Genomic DNA, 12,101 nt, shown 5'->3' with positions numbered 1-12,101 from the left:
CTCCGAGGCGCTGATCGCGCTGGAGCACGGCTTCCGCGAGCTGAAGTTCTTCCCCGCCATGCTGAACGGCGGCGCCCCGGCGTTGCGCGGCATGGCGCCGCTGCTGCCCGAGGTGCGCTTCTGCCCGACCGGCGGCCTGAAGGCCGAGAACATCCGCGAGATCCTGTCGCTGCCCAACGTCTTCGCGCTCGGTGGCACCTGGCTCACCCCGGCCGACGCCGTCAAGGAGCGCCGCTGGGGCGAGGTCGAGCGCCTCGCCCGCGAGGCCTCCGCGCTGGCCGCGTCCTGACCCCTCTTCCCGGAAGGAAACCCTGTCCATGCCCACCCTGACCCGAGACCAGCTTGCCGGCGGCGCCCACGACGTGGCGCACACGGCGGGCGCGCCCGTCCTGCCCGTGACCGTGCTGCAGGTGGGCGACGGCAACTTCCTGCGCGGCTTCGTCGATTGGATGGTGGACGTGGCCAACGGCGCCGGCGTCTACCGCGGCGGCGTCGCCATCGCCCAGCCGCTCGACCAGGGCGTCGCCGGGCTGCTCAAAGCGCAGGACAACCTATACACCGTGCTGCTGCGCGGCATCGAGAACGGCCGGGAGGTCGAGGCGCGGCGGGTGGTCAGCTGCGTCTCCGACGCGCTGAACCCCTACGCCGACTGGCAGCGCATGCTGGCGCACGCGACGGCGCCGGAGCTGCGGTTCTTCGTCTCCAACACCACCGAGGCCGGCATCGCCGACAGCGACGAGCCCTACACCCCCGGCGCCTGCCAGAAGAGCTTCCCGGCCAAGGTCGCGGCCCTGCTGCACGCGCGCTTCAAGGCGCTCGGCGGCACGCCGGAGAGCGGCCTGGTGTTCCTGCCCTGCGAGCTGATCGAGGCCAACGGCAGCACGCTGAAGCGCATCGTGCTGGCGCACGCCAGGCGCTGGGGCCTGGAAGCCGGCTTCGCCGCCTGGGTGGAGGCGCACAACCACTTCCTGAACACGCTGGTCGACCGCATCGTCCCCGGCTACCCGCGCGATGAGGCCGCCGCGCTGTTCACCAAGTGGGGCTACGAGGACACGCTGGCGGTGGCCGGCGAGCCGTTCCACGTCTGGGTCATCGAAGGCCCGGCCGCGCTCGCCGAGGAATTCCCGCTGCACAAGGCCGGGCTCAACGTGGTGTGGACCGACGACCTCAAGCCCTACCGCACCCGCAAGGTGCGCATCCTCAACGGCGCGCACACCGCCAGCTCGCTCGCCGCCTTCTGCGCCGGGCTGGACACGGTGAAGTCGATGATGGACGACGCGACCGTCGCCGCCTACCTGAACCGCGTGATGTTCGAGGAGATCGTCCCCTACGTTCCGCTGCCCGAGGCAGAGCGCCAGCAGTACGCCCGCACCATCATGGAGCGCTTCGGCAACCCCTACATCCGGCACGAGCTGATCTCCATCGCGCTGAACTCGGTGTCGAAGTGGCAGGTCCGCGTGCTGCCCAGCCTGAAGGACGCCGTGACCAAGCATGGCGAGGCGCCGGCCGGCCTGTCCTTCTCGCTGGCGGCGCTGCTGCGCTTCTACCGCGGGACCATCGTGGACGGCGCCTACACCGGAACGCGCGAGTCCGGCTCCTACCCGATCCGCGACAACCCGGAGGTGATCGCCGCCATGAGCGCCGCGTGGTCCACCTTTGCCGGCGATCCCAAGGCGCTGGCCGCGGCGCTGCTGGCCGACGAGACGCTGTGGGGCGAGAATCTCACCCGCATCCCCGGCCTTGCCGTGCGCGTCGCCGACGCGCTGGCCGCCATCGAGGCCAAGGGCATGCGCGGGGCGATGGCCGAGCTGGTCGGCTGAGGCTTCGGTAGCCCGGCACCAAAACTCCCCAGCGCCAAAACTTCAGGGGCGCGGCGGATCGGACCCACCCGATCCGCCGCGCCCCTGCGTTTTTACCTGCCCTCCAAGGTTCTGCGACATTTTGGCGGGCGTCTGGAATCCACCCGAAATCGCGCTTGCCCCGCAGACTGATATACTAGTATAACCGTCACCAGCGAGGATCGCAGCGCTACGATGAGCGCAGGAACACCCGCAAGACGCCGATAGCCCGAGGGGCGGGTCGGCAGGAATTCCCAGGGCCGCCGGACCGCGGCCAAGTGAGGACACCATGAAAAAGATCCGCGGATTGCGGTGGCAGATCCTTGCCCTGATCATGCTTGGCACGGTGATCAACTACATCGATCGCAACACGCTGGGCGTTCTCGCGCCGCAGCTCAAGGAGCAGCTGCACTTCACGACCGAGCAGTACTCGTTCGTGGTCAGCGCCTTCCAGCTCTGCTACAGCCTGATGCAGCCGGTGGCCGGCTTCATCACCGACTGGGTCGGCCTGAAGTTCGGCTACGCCATGTTCGCCCTGCTGTGGGGCTCCGCCGCGGCGCTGCACGCCTTTGCCGGCGGCTGGCAGTCGATGGCCTTCTTCCGCGGCCTGCTGGGCATGAGCGAGGCCGCCGCCATGCCGGCGGGCGTCAAGACCTCGACCCTGTGGTTCCCAGCCAAGGAGCGCTCGATCGCCACCGGCTGGTTCAACACCGGCAGCTCGATCGGCGCCATGATCACGCCGCCGCTGGTCATCTGGATCTCGGTGACCTGGAGCTGGCAGATCGCCTTCCTCATCACCGGTGTCCTGGGCGTCATGCTGTCGGTGCTGTGGATGCTGCTGTACCGCAACCCGGAGAACCACCCGCGCCTGACCCCGGAGGAGCACGCCTACATCCTGGACGGCCAGGAGCACGCGCCGGCCGCCAAGCCCTCCTTCAAGGACGTGCTGACCAAGAAGAAGTTCTGGGCGATCGCCGCCGCCCGCTTCCTGACCGAGCCGGCGTGGCAGACCTTCAGCTTCTGGATCCCGCTGTACATGGTCACGACGCGGGGCATGGACATCAAGCAGTTCGCCCTGTTCGCCTGGCTGCCGTTCCTATTCGGCGACCTCGGCTGCATCCTCTCGGGCTACCTGTCGCCGTTCTTCGTCAAGCGCTTCAAGATGTCGCTGGTCAACTCCCGCATCGCCGGCGTCGGCATCGGCGCGGTGTGCATGGTCGGCCCGGCGCTCATCAGCTTCGCCGTCAGCCCGATCACCGCGATCTTCCTGTTCTCCCTGGGCGCCTTCGCCCACCAGATGCTGTCCAGCCTGCTCTACGCCCTGGTCACCGACACCTTCGAGAAGAAGGACGTCGCCACGGCGACCGGCTTCGGCGGCATGGCCGGCTATCTGGGCGGCATGATCTTCTCGCTGATGATCGGCCAGCTCGCCACCACCATCGGCTACGAACCGCTGTTCGCCTGCCTGACGGTGTTCGATCTGACCGCCTTCCTGATCATCTGGCTGGTCCTCGGCCAGCACAAGGCGAAGGCTCCCATCGCCCCGATGGCCGCCGCCGCCGAGTAACGGTCCGCACGCAAGGCTGCCGCGTCCTCCGGTCCACGCCGGGGGACGCGGCTTTTTTTATGCCTTCCGCCGGTGGGGGCGATCGGATCAGAACGGAACGGTCAGCCGCGTCCAGTAGGTGTCGCCGCTCAGCGTGTTCTTGGCGCCGAAGCCGTGGTTGTAGTAGGCGGTGAGGACCACCGGGCCGAAGTCGTAGCCGACCATCGGGCCGGCCGCGTACTTGGTCTGCCGGTTGCCGTCGCTGGCGTTGATGCCCGCCTGGATGCGCGGATCGTCGGACGTGTCGTCGCTCAGCTGGTTGACCGAATAGCCGCCGACACCCACCGTCCACTTGCCGATGGTCTTGGTGATGCTGTAGTCGCCGACCAGGATGTTGCCCGACCGGTAGCCGGACCGGGTGTTCTTGAAGTTGATGTCGTAGTTCAGGCTGGCGCTGACGTTCCAGCCGTCGTGCAGCCAGCTGATGCCGACCGACGGCTCCAGCGCCCAGTAGTCGATGCTGTTCGGCACGCCCAGATAGGTGCCGCCCGGGTAGCTGATGACCGTCTTCTGCGCCCGCCCGGTCGGGGCGTAGACCGCCAGCCCGGTCGATACGTGGAAATCGTTCGGCAGCGCCCACGACAGCTGCGCCGGGATCAGGATGGTGGAGAACAGGCCGTAGCCGGACTTGTCCAGCCCGCCGCCGGACGAGCTGACGTAGGTCATCGGCTGGGCGATGCCGGCCGCGTAGGTCGCGCCCAGCACCTGCACGCCAGGATTCCACAGCAGCAGCGGCACGTCGACGAAGACGTCGGCCTTCACCGGCGTCTTGTTGCCGTCCTTGTCGTGGAGGGTGAACGGCGCCACCAGCGTGTGGTTGAAGAAATAGACCCCCGGCGGCGGCAATGCGCCGGCGGGCAACCCCTCGGTAACGCCCGGCAGATGCGGCGACCAGTTCTCCGCCGCCATCGCCTGGGCGGGGAACAGCAGCGCGGCGGCCGCGACAAGACCACGCACGATCGACTTCATGATGTTTCCTCTCCGTGATGTCGTTTCTTGGGTTTTTGGGCGCGAACTCCTGTGGGACCGGCGCGCGGGGGCGCGCCGGCCGGGTTCGGCTTTGCTCGGTTGGTTCCTGATCGATCCCCCACCCCATCCCTCCCCCGCCGGCGGGGGAGGGGCAAAGGGGTCAGCCCGGGACCAGGGGCTTCTTCGGCACGCCGCCGACCGCCCAGTGCTCGCCGGGGACCTCGCGCAGGACGACGCGCACGGTCTCGCGCGGGGCGCCCAGCGTGGTGACGGCGGCCTCGGTCATCGCCTTGATGAAGGCGTCCTTCTGGGCCGGGGTGCGGCCCTCGATCATGGTGACGTCGATGAACGGCATGCGCCCTACCCTTCCACCTGGAACGACACGGACCCGAGGCCCTGGATGACGGTGCGCGCCGCCATGCCCGGCGCCAGGTGGTGGGCGGCGGTGATGCCGCCGGCCAGCACGATCCAGCCGGCCTCCAGCCGCTCGCCCCACTGCGCCACCAGCCGCGCCGCCGCGACCAGAGAGCGCACCGGGTGGCCGAGGATCGCCGCGGTCGAGCCGACCTGCACCGCCTGCCCGTCCGCCTCCAGCACGACGCCGAGGTTGGCAACGTCGAGGTCCGGCCGCCGCCACTCGCCGACCACGAAGCCGGAGGACGACGAGTTGTCGGCCACCACGTCGGGCAGCGCGAACTTGAAGTCCTTGTAGCGGCTGTCGATGATCTCCAGCGCCGGGGCCACCGCCTCGACCGCCGCCAGCGCCTGCGCCTGGGTGACGGCGCCGGACAGCGGCGCCTTCAGCAGGAAGGCGACCTCCGGCTCGACGCGCGGGTGGACGTAGCGGCCCATCGCGATGCTGCCGCCCTCCTCCACCTGCATGGCGTCGGTCAGCCGCCCCCAGATCATCTCCGACACGCCGACCTGCGCCATCTTGGCGCGGCTGGTCAGGCCCATCTTCATGCCGACGCGGCGCTCGCCGCGGGCGTAGCGGCGGGCCAGCGACAGCGCCTGGATGGCATAGGCGTCGTCCACCGTCAGGTCGGGCACCATGGAGGTGAGCTGCGGGATCTCGTGCGCGAGGCGGGCCGCGTCGTCGACGATCTCCGCCAGCCGGGCGAGGTTGCTGGTCATGCCGGGACCCTTTCCTTGGTGAGGTCGAGTGCCACGTCGATGATCATGTCCTCCTGGCCGCCGACCATCTTGCGCCGGCCCAGTTCGATCAGGATCTCGCGGGCGTCGATGCCGTAGGTCTTCGACGCCTTCTCGGCGTGGCGCAGGAAGCTGGAGTAGACGCCGGCGTAGCCCAGCGACAGGCTCTCGCGGTCCACCCGCACCGGGCGGTCCTGCAACGGCCGCACGAGGTCGTCGGCGGCATCCATCAGCGCGAAGAGGTCGCAGCCGTGCTCGAAGCCCATGCGGTCGAGCACGGCGATCAGCGCCTCCAGCGGCGCGTTGCCGGCCCCGGCACCCATGCCGGCCAGCGAGCTGTCGACGCGCACCGCGCCGTTCTGCACGCCAACCACCGCGTTGGCGACGCCGAGCGTCAGGTTGTGGTGGGTGTGGATGCCGATCTGGGTCTCCGGCTTCAGTTCCTGGCGGAACGCCGTGACGCGCTCGGCGACGCCCTCCATCAGCAGCGCGCCGGCGGAGTCCACCACGTACACGCACTGCGCGCCGTAGCTCTCCATCAGCTTCGCCTGCTCGACCAGCCGGGCGGTCGGGATCATGTGGGCCATCATCAGGAAGCCCACGGTGTCGTAGCCCAGCTCGCGGGCGAAGGCGATGTGCTGCCGGGAGACGTCGGCCTCGGTGCAGTGCGTGGCGATGCGCACCGAGCGGGCGCCGGCCGCATAGGCCGCCTTGAGGTCCTGCTTGGTGCCGATGCCCGGCAGCTGCAGCACCGTCACCTTGGCGTGGCTGACCGCGTCGGCCACCGCGCCGATCCAGTCCAGGTCGGTGTGCCGGCCGAAGCCGTAGTTGAAGCTGCCGCCGGCCAGGCCGTCGCCATGGCTGATCTCGATGGCGTCGACCTTCGCGGCGTCGAGCGCGTGCGCGATCCCGACCACCGTGTCGAGGGAATACTGGTGACGCAGCGCGTGCATGCCGTCGCGCAGCGTCACGTCTTGGATGTAGAGCTTGCTAGTGTTGCTCATGGAGGCCTGCCTCACGCGTTCAGCTTGCGCTCGACCCAGCGGTCGGCGGTGGCCATGGCGGCCGAGGTCATGATGTCGAGGTTGCCGGCGTAGGCCGGCAGGTAGTGGGCCGCCCCCTCCACCTCCAGCAGCACCGCGACCTTCAGCCCGGTGAAGGTGCCGTAGCCGGGGATCAGCAGCGGGTCGTTGTCGCCGATGCGCTCGAACTGCACCGTCTGCTTCAGGCGGTAGCCGGGGACGTAGCTCTGCACGTCCTTCACCATCGCGGCGACCGAGGCCTCGACCGCCGCCGGGTCGGCGCCCTCGGCCAGCGCGAACACGGTGTCGCGCATGATCAGCGGCGGCTCGGCCGGGTTCAGCACGATGATCGCCTTGCCGCGCTCGGCGCCGCCGACGCGCTCGATGGCGCGGGACGTGGTCTCGGTGAACTCGTCGATGTTGGCGCGCGTGCCCGGTCCGGCCGATTTCGATGAGATGGAGGCGACGATCTCGGCGTAGGGCACGCGCTTCGCGGCGCGGCGGATCGCGGCGACGATGGGGATCGTCGCCTGCCCGCCGCAGGTCACCATGTTGACGTTCGGCTGGCCCAGGTGGTCGTCCAGGTTCACCGACGGCACGGTGAACGGGCCGATGGCGGCCGGGGTGAGGTCGATCACCTGCTTGCCGGCGGCCACGCAGATCTCGCTGTGCGTCTTGTGCGCGTAGGCGGAGGTCGCGTCGAACACCACGCGGATGTCCGCCCACTCCGGCATCCGCATCAGCCCCTCCAGCCCCTCGTGGGTGGTGGCCACCCCCATGCGCCGGGCGCGCGCGAGGCCGTCGGAGTCGGGATCGACGCCGACCAGCACACCCATCTCCAGATGCCTGGACTGGCGCATCACCTTGATCATCAGGTCGGTGCCGATGTTGCCGGACCCGAGGATCGCCACTTTGACCTTGCTGCTCATGTCTCGTCTCATTCCTTTGCGAAGGCGGCGCGGACCGAGCCCAGGCCGTTGATGCGCGCTTCCACCACGTCGCCCCAGCGCACCGGGACCATGGGCCCGAGCGCGCCGGACAGCACCGTGTCGCCGGCCTTGAGCGGGCGGCCGTTGCGGGCCATCACCTGCGCCAGCCACCACATCGCGTTGATCGGATGCCCGAGGCAGGCCGCCCCGGCGCCGGTGGACACCGGCTCACCGCGGATCTCCATGACCATGCCGCACAGCCGCAGGTCGAGGCCGTCCAGCCGCTTCGGCTCGTTGCCCAGCACGTAGAGGCCCGAGGAGGCGTTGTCGGCGATGGTGTCGAGGATGCCGATCTTCCAATCCGCGATGCGGCTGTCGACCACCTCGATGGCGGGCAGCGCGTACTCGACGGCGCGCAGCACGTCGGCGGCGGTGATGTGCTCGGACTCCAGGTCGCGGCCCAGCACGAAGGCGACCTCCGCCTCGGCCTTGGGCTGGATCAGGCGGCTGCGGGCGATCTCCCAGCCGTCGGGCACCGCCATGTCGGTGAACAGCATGCCGTAGTCGGGCTGGTCGACGCCCAGCTGCTTCTGCACGGCGCGCGAGGTCAGGCCGATCTTGCGGCCGGCCAGCACGCGGCCCTGGCCGAGCGCGCGGGTGGTGTTGATCTCCTGCACCGCGTAGGCGGACGCGAGGTCGCCTTCGACCAGCAGGTCGCGGATCGGCGCGCACGGCACGCCGGTGCGCTGGGCGTCCAGCAGCCGGTCGGCGGCGGTCTGGATGGATTGTTCACTCATGCTGGCATCCCTCACAGCTTGATGCAGACGTTCTTCAGCTCGGTGTAGAACTCCAGCCCGTGCACGCCGCCCTCGCGGCCGATGCCGGATTGCTTGGCGCCGCCGAAGGGCGTGCGCAGGTCGCGCAGGAACCAGGAGTTCACCCAGACGATGCCGGCCTCCAGTTGCCCGGCGACGCGGTGGGCGCGCGCTAGGTTCTCCGTCCACACCGCCGCCGCCAGCCCGTAGGGCGTGTCGTTGGCGAGCGCCACGGCCTCCTCCTCCGTGTCGAAGGGGCGGACGTGGCAGCAGGGGCCGAAGATCTCCTCGCGCACCACGGCGCTGTCGTCGGAGAGGCCGGTCCAGATCGTCGGCTGCACCCAGGCGCCGTCCTGGAGGTCCGCCGGCATCGCCGGGATGCCGCCGCCGGTCACCACCGTGGCGCCGTCCAGCGCCGCCCTGGCGTAGTAGGACAGCACCTTGGAGCGGTGCTCCTGGCTGATCAGCGGCCCGAGGCTGGTCTCCGGATCCTCCGGCCGGCCGAGCCTCAGTCCCTCGGCGCCGGCCTTCAGGCGGCGGACGAACTCGTCGAAGACCGGGCGCTCGACGTAGACGCGCTCGGTGCCCAGGCAGACCTGCCCGCAGTTGGCGAAGACCGAGCGCATGGTGCCCTCGATCGCCTTGTCGAGGTCGCAGTCGGCGAAGACCAGCGCCGGGTTCTTGCCGCCCAGCTCGAACGACACGGCGCGCACGCCGGTGGCCGCCGCCTTCATGATCGCCTCGCCGGTGCGCGTCTCGCCGGTAAAGGTGATGCCGTCCACGTCCGGGTGGGTGGTCAGGAACTCGCCGGCCGAGTTGGGGCCGAAGCCGTGCACCACGTTGTAGACGCCCGGCGGCACCCCGGCCTCGTTCATCACCTCGCCCAGGAGCGCGGTGGTGGTCGGCGTCTCCTCGGACGGCTTGACCACCACCGTGTTGCCGCAGGCCAGCGCCGGCCCGACCTTCCAGGTCATCAGCAGCAGCGGCAGGTTCCACGGGCTGATCACGCCGATGACGCCCTTCGGCACGCGCTTGGCGTAATTGATGGCCCCCTTGCCGTCCGGCGTCGCCATCTCGAAGCACTCGGTGGCGACGTTCTTCACCAGGTCGGCGAAGATCTTGAAGTTGGCCGCGCCCCGCGGGATGTCGATGTGGCTGGCCAGCGAGCGCGGCTTGCCGGTGTCCAGGCACTCGGCGGCGAGGAACTCGTCGAAGCGCCTGGTGATGCCGTCGGCGACCTTGTGCAGGATGGCCGCGCGCTCCTCCATGGTCATGCGGCCCCACGGGCCCTTCAGCGCGGCGCGCGCGGCCTTGACGGCGGCATCGACGTCGGCCCGGCTGGCCTCGTGCACGGTGGAGATCAGCGCGCCGTCGGCCGGCGAGCGGTTCTCGAAGGTGCGCTCGCCGGTGCCGGCGGTGTGGGCGCCGTCGATGAAGTGCAGCACCCGCTTCGGTCCGGTTCCGGCGGCGGGCGCCGGGTCCGGGCGGGACAGGGTGGTCGTCGTCATGGTGGAGTCGTCTCCTTGTTCTTCGTGCTGGCCGGGCGTCAGTCGCGCTCGGCGAGGAAATCGCCGAGGACCCGGCAGAAGCGGTCGGTGTGCTCGATCTGGACCCAGTGGCCGCAGCGCCCGAAGACGTGCAGCTGCGACCGGTCGATCCAGCCGCACAGGGTCAGGGAGTTGGAGAGCGGGATCACCCGGTCGTCGCGGCCGTGCAGGACCAGCGTCTCGTGCGGCAGCGCGCAGATGTCCGCCTCGCGGCTGGCCAGCGCGTCGACCCAGCGCTGGCGCGGCGCCGGGAACATCGCCGCGAAGGAGTCCTGGAAGCCCGGCCGGATGCTGGCGCGGTAGCGCAGCTCGGCCAGCTCGTCGGTGGCCAGCGCGCGGTCGAAGGCGAAGATGTCGAGCAGGCCGCGCATCGCCTCCAGCGACGGCGTGTAGCCCCACACCGCGTCGAGCTCCGGCGTGATCGCGAAGGGCACGCCGACGCTGCCCATCAGCGCCAGCCGGTTGACGCGCCCGGGGTGACGGATCGCCACGGCCAGCGCGACGGCGCCGCCGAACGAGTTGCCGACGAGGTGGACCCGCTCCAGCCCCAGGGCGTCGAGCAGCCCGACCACCTGCCCGACCCAGGTGTCGAGGTCGTAGCGGATGCCCTCCGGCCGATCGGTGAAGCCGAACCCGGCCATGTCCGGCGCGATCACGCGGAAGCGGCCGGACAGAAGCGGCAGCACCAGCCGCCAGTTCGCCCAGGCGCTGACCCCCGGCCCGGAGCCGTGGATCAGCACCACCGGGTCGGTGCCGCCGCCATTGGGGCCGACATCGTGGTAATTGGTGGCGATGCCGCCCGCGAGGACACGGCTGGCGATCTCCGGGTTCGAGTCCTGCATGCCCGTTCCCTCCCTAGAGTCCCAGCGCCGCCAGCCCGGCGCGGGCGCAGGCGCAGTCCTGCTCCTCCGACGCGCCGGAGACGCCGATGCCGCCGACCACCCGTCCCTCCACGACGATGGGGAAGCCGCCGGCGAAGGCGGTCAGCCGGTCGCGGCGGATCAGCCCGTCGCGCAGGCCCGGATTGTCCTGGATCAGCCGGTACAGCGCGTCGGTCGCCAGCCTGAAGCCGGCCGCGGTGTAGGCCTTGTCCTGGGCGATGGAGATCGAATGCAGGAAGGCGCCGGGGGCGCGGAGGAAGCCGGCGAGGTTGCCGCCGGCGTCCACCACGGCGGCGTTCACCGCCACCCCCATCTCCAGCCCCGCGCGCACCGCGGCCGAGACGGCGGCCAGCGCCGCTTCGTGCCCGATGCTGTCCTGGCGGACGGTCAGCTGCATCGCCGCGTCCTCAGGTCACGACGGTGAGGAAGCGCTCGTTGAGCTGCTTCTCGTAGTAGAAGATGCCCTTGCCCAGCTCGTTCTCGTCCCACACGCGGGTGGGGTTGTCCGGGTAGTACATGTAGCCGCCGGCGAAGACCTCGTTGCGATTGCCCGACGGGTCGAAGAAGTAGATGGTCTGGCCGCGCGTGATGCCGTGCCGGGTCGGCCCGATGTCGATGGAGATGTTGTAGCGGGTCATCAGGTCGGCGGCGTGGCCGATGTCCATCCAGGTCTCCAGGAAGAAGGCCGCGTGATGGAACTTGCCGGGCTCGGCGTGCTTGACGAAGGCGATGTCGTGCGCCTTGTTCGAGCAGGTCAGCCAGATCGCCAGCAGCCCGTCCGGCAGCTCGATCTTCTCGGCGAGCGAGAAGTCCAGCGCCTCCTGGAAGAACTTCAGGTTCTTGTCGATGTCCGGGCCGTACAGCAGCGCGTGGTCGAAGCGGGTGGCCTTCATGCCGCGCGGCTCCTCCGGCCAGACGTCCGGGTTCTTGATCGGCGGGTGCTTCTCCGACAGCGCGATGGTAGCGTACAGCTCGATGCGGTGGCCCGACGGCAGCACGCAGCCGATGCGCCGGCCGAGGCCCGGCTGCTCGCCCTCCGGAACATGGTCGACGGCGAGGCCCCAGGCGGTGATGCGCTTGGCGAAAGTGTCGAGATCGGCTTCCGAGGCGACCTTGAAGGCCATGACGTCGAGGCCGGCGTTGTCGGCCTTGCGCAGGATCACCGAGTGGTGGTCGAACTCGTCCCAGGCCTTCAGGTAGACGCGGCCGTCCGGACCGGTGGTGACCGTGTTGAGGCCGAGCCGGTCGACGTAGTGGGTGACCGCCGCCTCCATGTCGAGGACGCGGAGCTGGATGAAGCCGGGGCGCAGGACGCCGGTGACTGCCATTGGGTGTTCCTCCT

Annotated in this window: 12 protein-coding genes and 1 pseudogene; 3 read left to right on the top strand and 10 right to left on the bottom strand. The window is 69.9% G+C overall.

Annotated elements, in window-relative coordinates; genetic code table 11:
- The 3 genes and pseudogenes from TSO221_RS10875 to TSO221_RS10865 all read left to right on the top strand — a co-directional run.
- A pseudogene (locus TSO221_RS10875) lies at nucleotides 1-289 on the top strand (keto-hydroxyglutarate-aldolase/keto-deoxy-phosphogluconate aldolase); the annotation flags it as partial.
- A gap of 28 nt (nucleotides 290-317) precedes the next feature.
- The gene (locus tag TSO221_RS10870; RefSeq protein ID WP_109118515.1) at nucleotides 318-1,820 is read left to right on the top strand and encodes a tagaturonate reductase; all 1,503 of its coding nucleotides are present in this window, start codon (nucleotides 318-320) and stop codon (nucleotides 1,818-1,820) included.
- A gap of 307 nt (nucleotides 1,821-2,127) precedes the next feature.
- On the top strand, nucleotides 2,128-3,405 hold the full coding sequence (locus TSO221_RS10865) for an MFS transporter (protein WP_109118514.1): 1,278 nt from the start codon (nucleotides 2,128-2,130) through the stop codon (nucleotides 3,403-3,405).
- 87 nt (nucleotides 3,406-3,492) lie between these two features.
- Here TSO221_RS10865 and TSO221_RS10860 read toward each other — a convergent pair whose 3' ends face one another.
- From TSO221_RS10860 to TSO221_RS10815, 10 genes are all read right to left on the bottom strand, one after another.
- Complete coding sequence (locus TSO221_RS10860; RefSeq protein WP_109118513.1) at nucleotides 3,493-4,413, bottom strand: transporter; 921 nt, start codon at nucleotides 4,411-4,413, stop codon at nucleotides 3,493-3,495.
- A 160-nt stretch (nucleotides 4,414-4,573) separates the two neighbouring features.
- Nucleotides 4,574-4,768 carry a 2-hydroxymuconate tautomerase gene (locus TSO221_RS10855; RefSeq protein WP_109118512.1) on the bottom strand — a complete coding sequence of 65 codons (195 nt, stop codon included), beginning with the start codon at nucleotides 4,766-4,768 and terminating at the stop codon, nucleotides 4,574-4,576.
- Between the two features lie 5 nt (nucleotides 4,769-4,773).
- Entirely contained in the window at nucleotides 4,774-5,547 is a 774-nt protein-coding gene (locus tag TSO221_RS10850; RefSeq protein ID WP_109118511.1) for a fumarylacetoacetate hydrolase family protein, read from the bottom strand.
- Nucleotides 5,544-6,569 carry a 4-hydroxy-2-oxovalerate aldolase gene (gene dmpG / locus TSO221_RS10845; protein ID WP_109118510.1) on the bottom strand — a complete coding sequence of 342 codons (1,026 nt, stop codon included), beginning with the start codon at nucleotides 6,567-6,569 and terminating at the stop codon, nucleotides 5,544-5,546. Before dmpG ends, TSO221_RS10850 begins: the two co-directional genes overlap by 4 nt.
- 11 nt (nucleotides 6,570-6,580) lie before the next feature.
- Nucleotides 6,581-7,516, bottom strand: a complete 936-nt coding sequence (locus TSO221_RS10840) for an acetaldehyde dehydrogenase (acetylating) (protein WP_109118509.1) — start codon at nucleotides 7,514-7,516, stop codon at nucleotides 6,581-6,583.
- A gap of 8 nt (nucleotides 7,517-7,524) precedes the next feature.
- Nucleotides 7,525-8,313 carry a fumarylacetoacetate hydrolase family protein gene (locus tag TSO221_RS10835; RefSeq protein ID WP_109118508.1) on the bottom strand — a complete coding sequence of 263 codons (789 nt, stop codon included), beginning with the start codon at nucleotides 8,311-8,313 and terminating at the stop codon, nucleotides 7,525-7,527.
- Nucleotides 8,314-8,324: 11 nt separating this feature from the next.
- Entirely contained in the window at nucleotides 8,325-9,839 is a 1,515-nt protein-coding gene (locus tag TSO221_RS10830; RefSeq protein ID WP_109118507.1) for a 2-hydroxymuconic semialdehyde dehydrogenase, read from the bottom strand.
- Nucleotides 9,840-9,877: 38 nt separating this feature from the next.
- Complete coding sequence (locus TSO221_RS10825; RefSeq protein ID WP_109118506.1) at nucleotides 9,878-10,720, bottom strand: alpha/beta fold hydrolase; 843 nt, start codon at nucleotides 10,718-10,720, stop codon at nucleotides 9,878-9,880.
- 13 nt (nucleotides 10,721-10,733) lie between these two features.
- Nucleotides 10,734-11,156, bottom strand: a complete 423-nt coding sequence (locus TSO221_RS10820; protein WP_109118505.1) for a heme-binding protein — start codon at nucleotides 11,154-11,156, stop codon at nucleotides 10,734-10,736.
- Between the two features lie 10 nt (nucleotides 11,157-11,166).
- Nucleotides 11,167-12,087: a catechol 2,3-dioxygenase gene (locus TSO221_RS10815; protein ID WP_109118504.1), complete on the bottom strand. Its 921-nt coding sequence runs from the start codon at nucleotides 12,085-12,087 to the stop codon at nucleotides 11,167-11,169.
- Nucleotides 12,088-12,101: the final 14 nt, after the last annotated feature.

This window comes from Azospirillum sp. TSO22-1, from assembly GCF_003116015.1.
In the GTDB taxonomy this organism is placed as follows: domain Bacteria; phylum Pseudomonadota; class Alphaproteobacteria; order Azospirillales; family Azospirillaceae; genus Azospirillum.
This window is presented reverse-complemented; position numbering and strand designations above follow the sequence as displayed.

What these genes read in the sequence shown, in the direction of transcription:
- TSO221_RS10870 (WP_109118515.1), top strand. Translation starts at nt 318, where the DNA reads ATGCCCACCCTGACCCGAGACCAGCTTGCCGGCGGCGCCCACGACGTG.
- TSO221_RS10865 (WP_109118514.1), top strand. Translation starts at nt 2,128, where the DNA reads ATGAAAAAGATCCGCGGATTGCGGTGGCAGATCCTTGCCCTGATCATG.
- TSO221_RS10860 (WP_109118513.1), bottom strand. Translation starts at nt 4,413, where the DNA reads ATGAAGTCGATCGTGCGTGGTCTTGTCGCGGCCGCCGCGCTGCTGTTC.
- TSO221_RS10855 (WP_109118512.1), bottom strand. Translation starts at nt 4,768, where the DNA reads ATGCCGTTCATCGACGTCACCATGATCGAGGGCCGCACCCCGGCCCAG.
- TSO221_RS10850 (WP_109118511.1), bottom strand. Translation starts at nt 5,547, where the DNA reads ATGACCAGCAACCTCGCCCGGCTGGCGGAGATCGTCGACGACGCGGCC.
- dmpG (WP_109118510.1), bottom strand. Translation starts at nt 6,569, where the DNA reads ATGAGCAACACTAGCAAGCTCTACATCCAAGACGTGACGCTGCGCGAC.
- TSO221_RS10840 (WP_109118509.1), bottom strand. Translation starts at nt 7,516, where the DNA reads ATGAGCAGCAAGGTCAAAGTGGCGATCCTCGGGTCCGGCAACATCGGC.
- TSO221_RS10835 (WP_109118508.1), bottom strand. Translation starts at nt 8,313, where the DNA reads ATGAGTGAACAATCCATCCAGACCGCCGCCGACCGGCTGCTGGACGCC.
- TSO221_RS10830 (WP_109118507.1), bottom strand. Translation starts at nt 9,839, where the DNA reads ATGACGACGACCACCCTGTCCCGCCCGGACCCGGCGCCCGCCGCCGGA.
- TSO221_RS10825 (WP_109118506.1), bottom strand. Translation starts at nt 10,720, where the DNA reads ATGCAGGACTCGAACCCGGAGATCGCCAGCCGTGTCCTCGCGGGCGGC.
- TSO221_RS10820 (WP_109118505.1), bottom strand. Translation starts at nt 11,156, where the DNA reads ATGCAGCTGACCGTCCGCCAGGACAGCATCGGGCACGAAGCGGCGCTG.
- TSO221_RS10815 (WP_109118504.1), bottom strand. Translation starts at nt 12,087, where the DNA reads ATGGCAGTCACCGGCGTCCTGCGCCCCGGCTTCATCCAGCTCCGCGTC.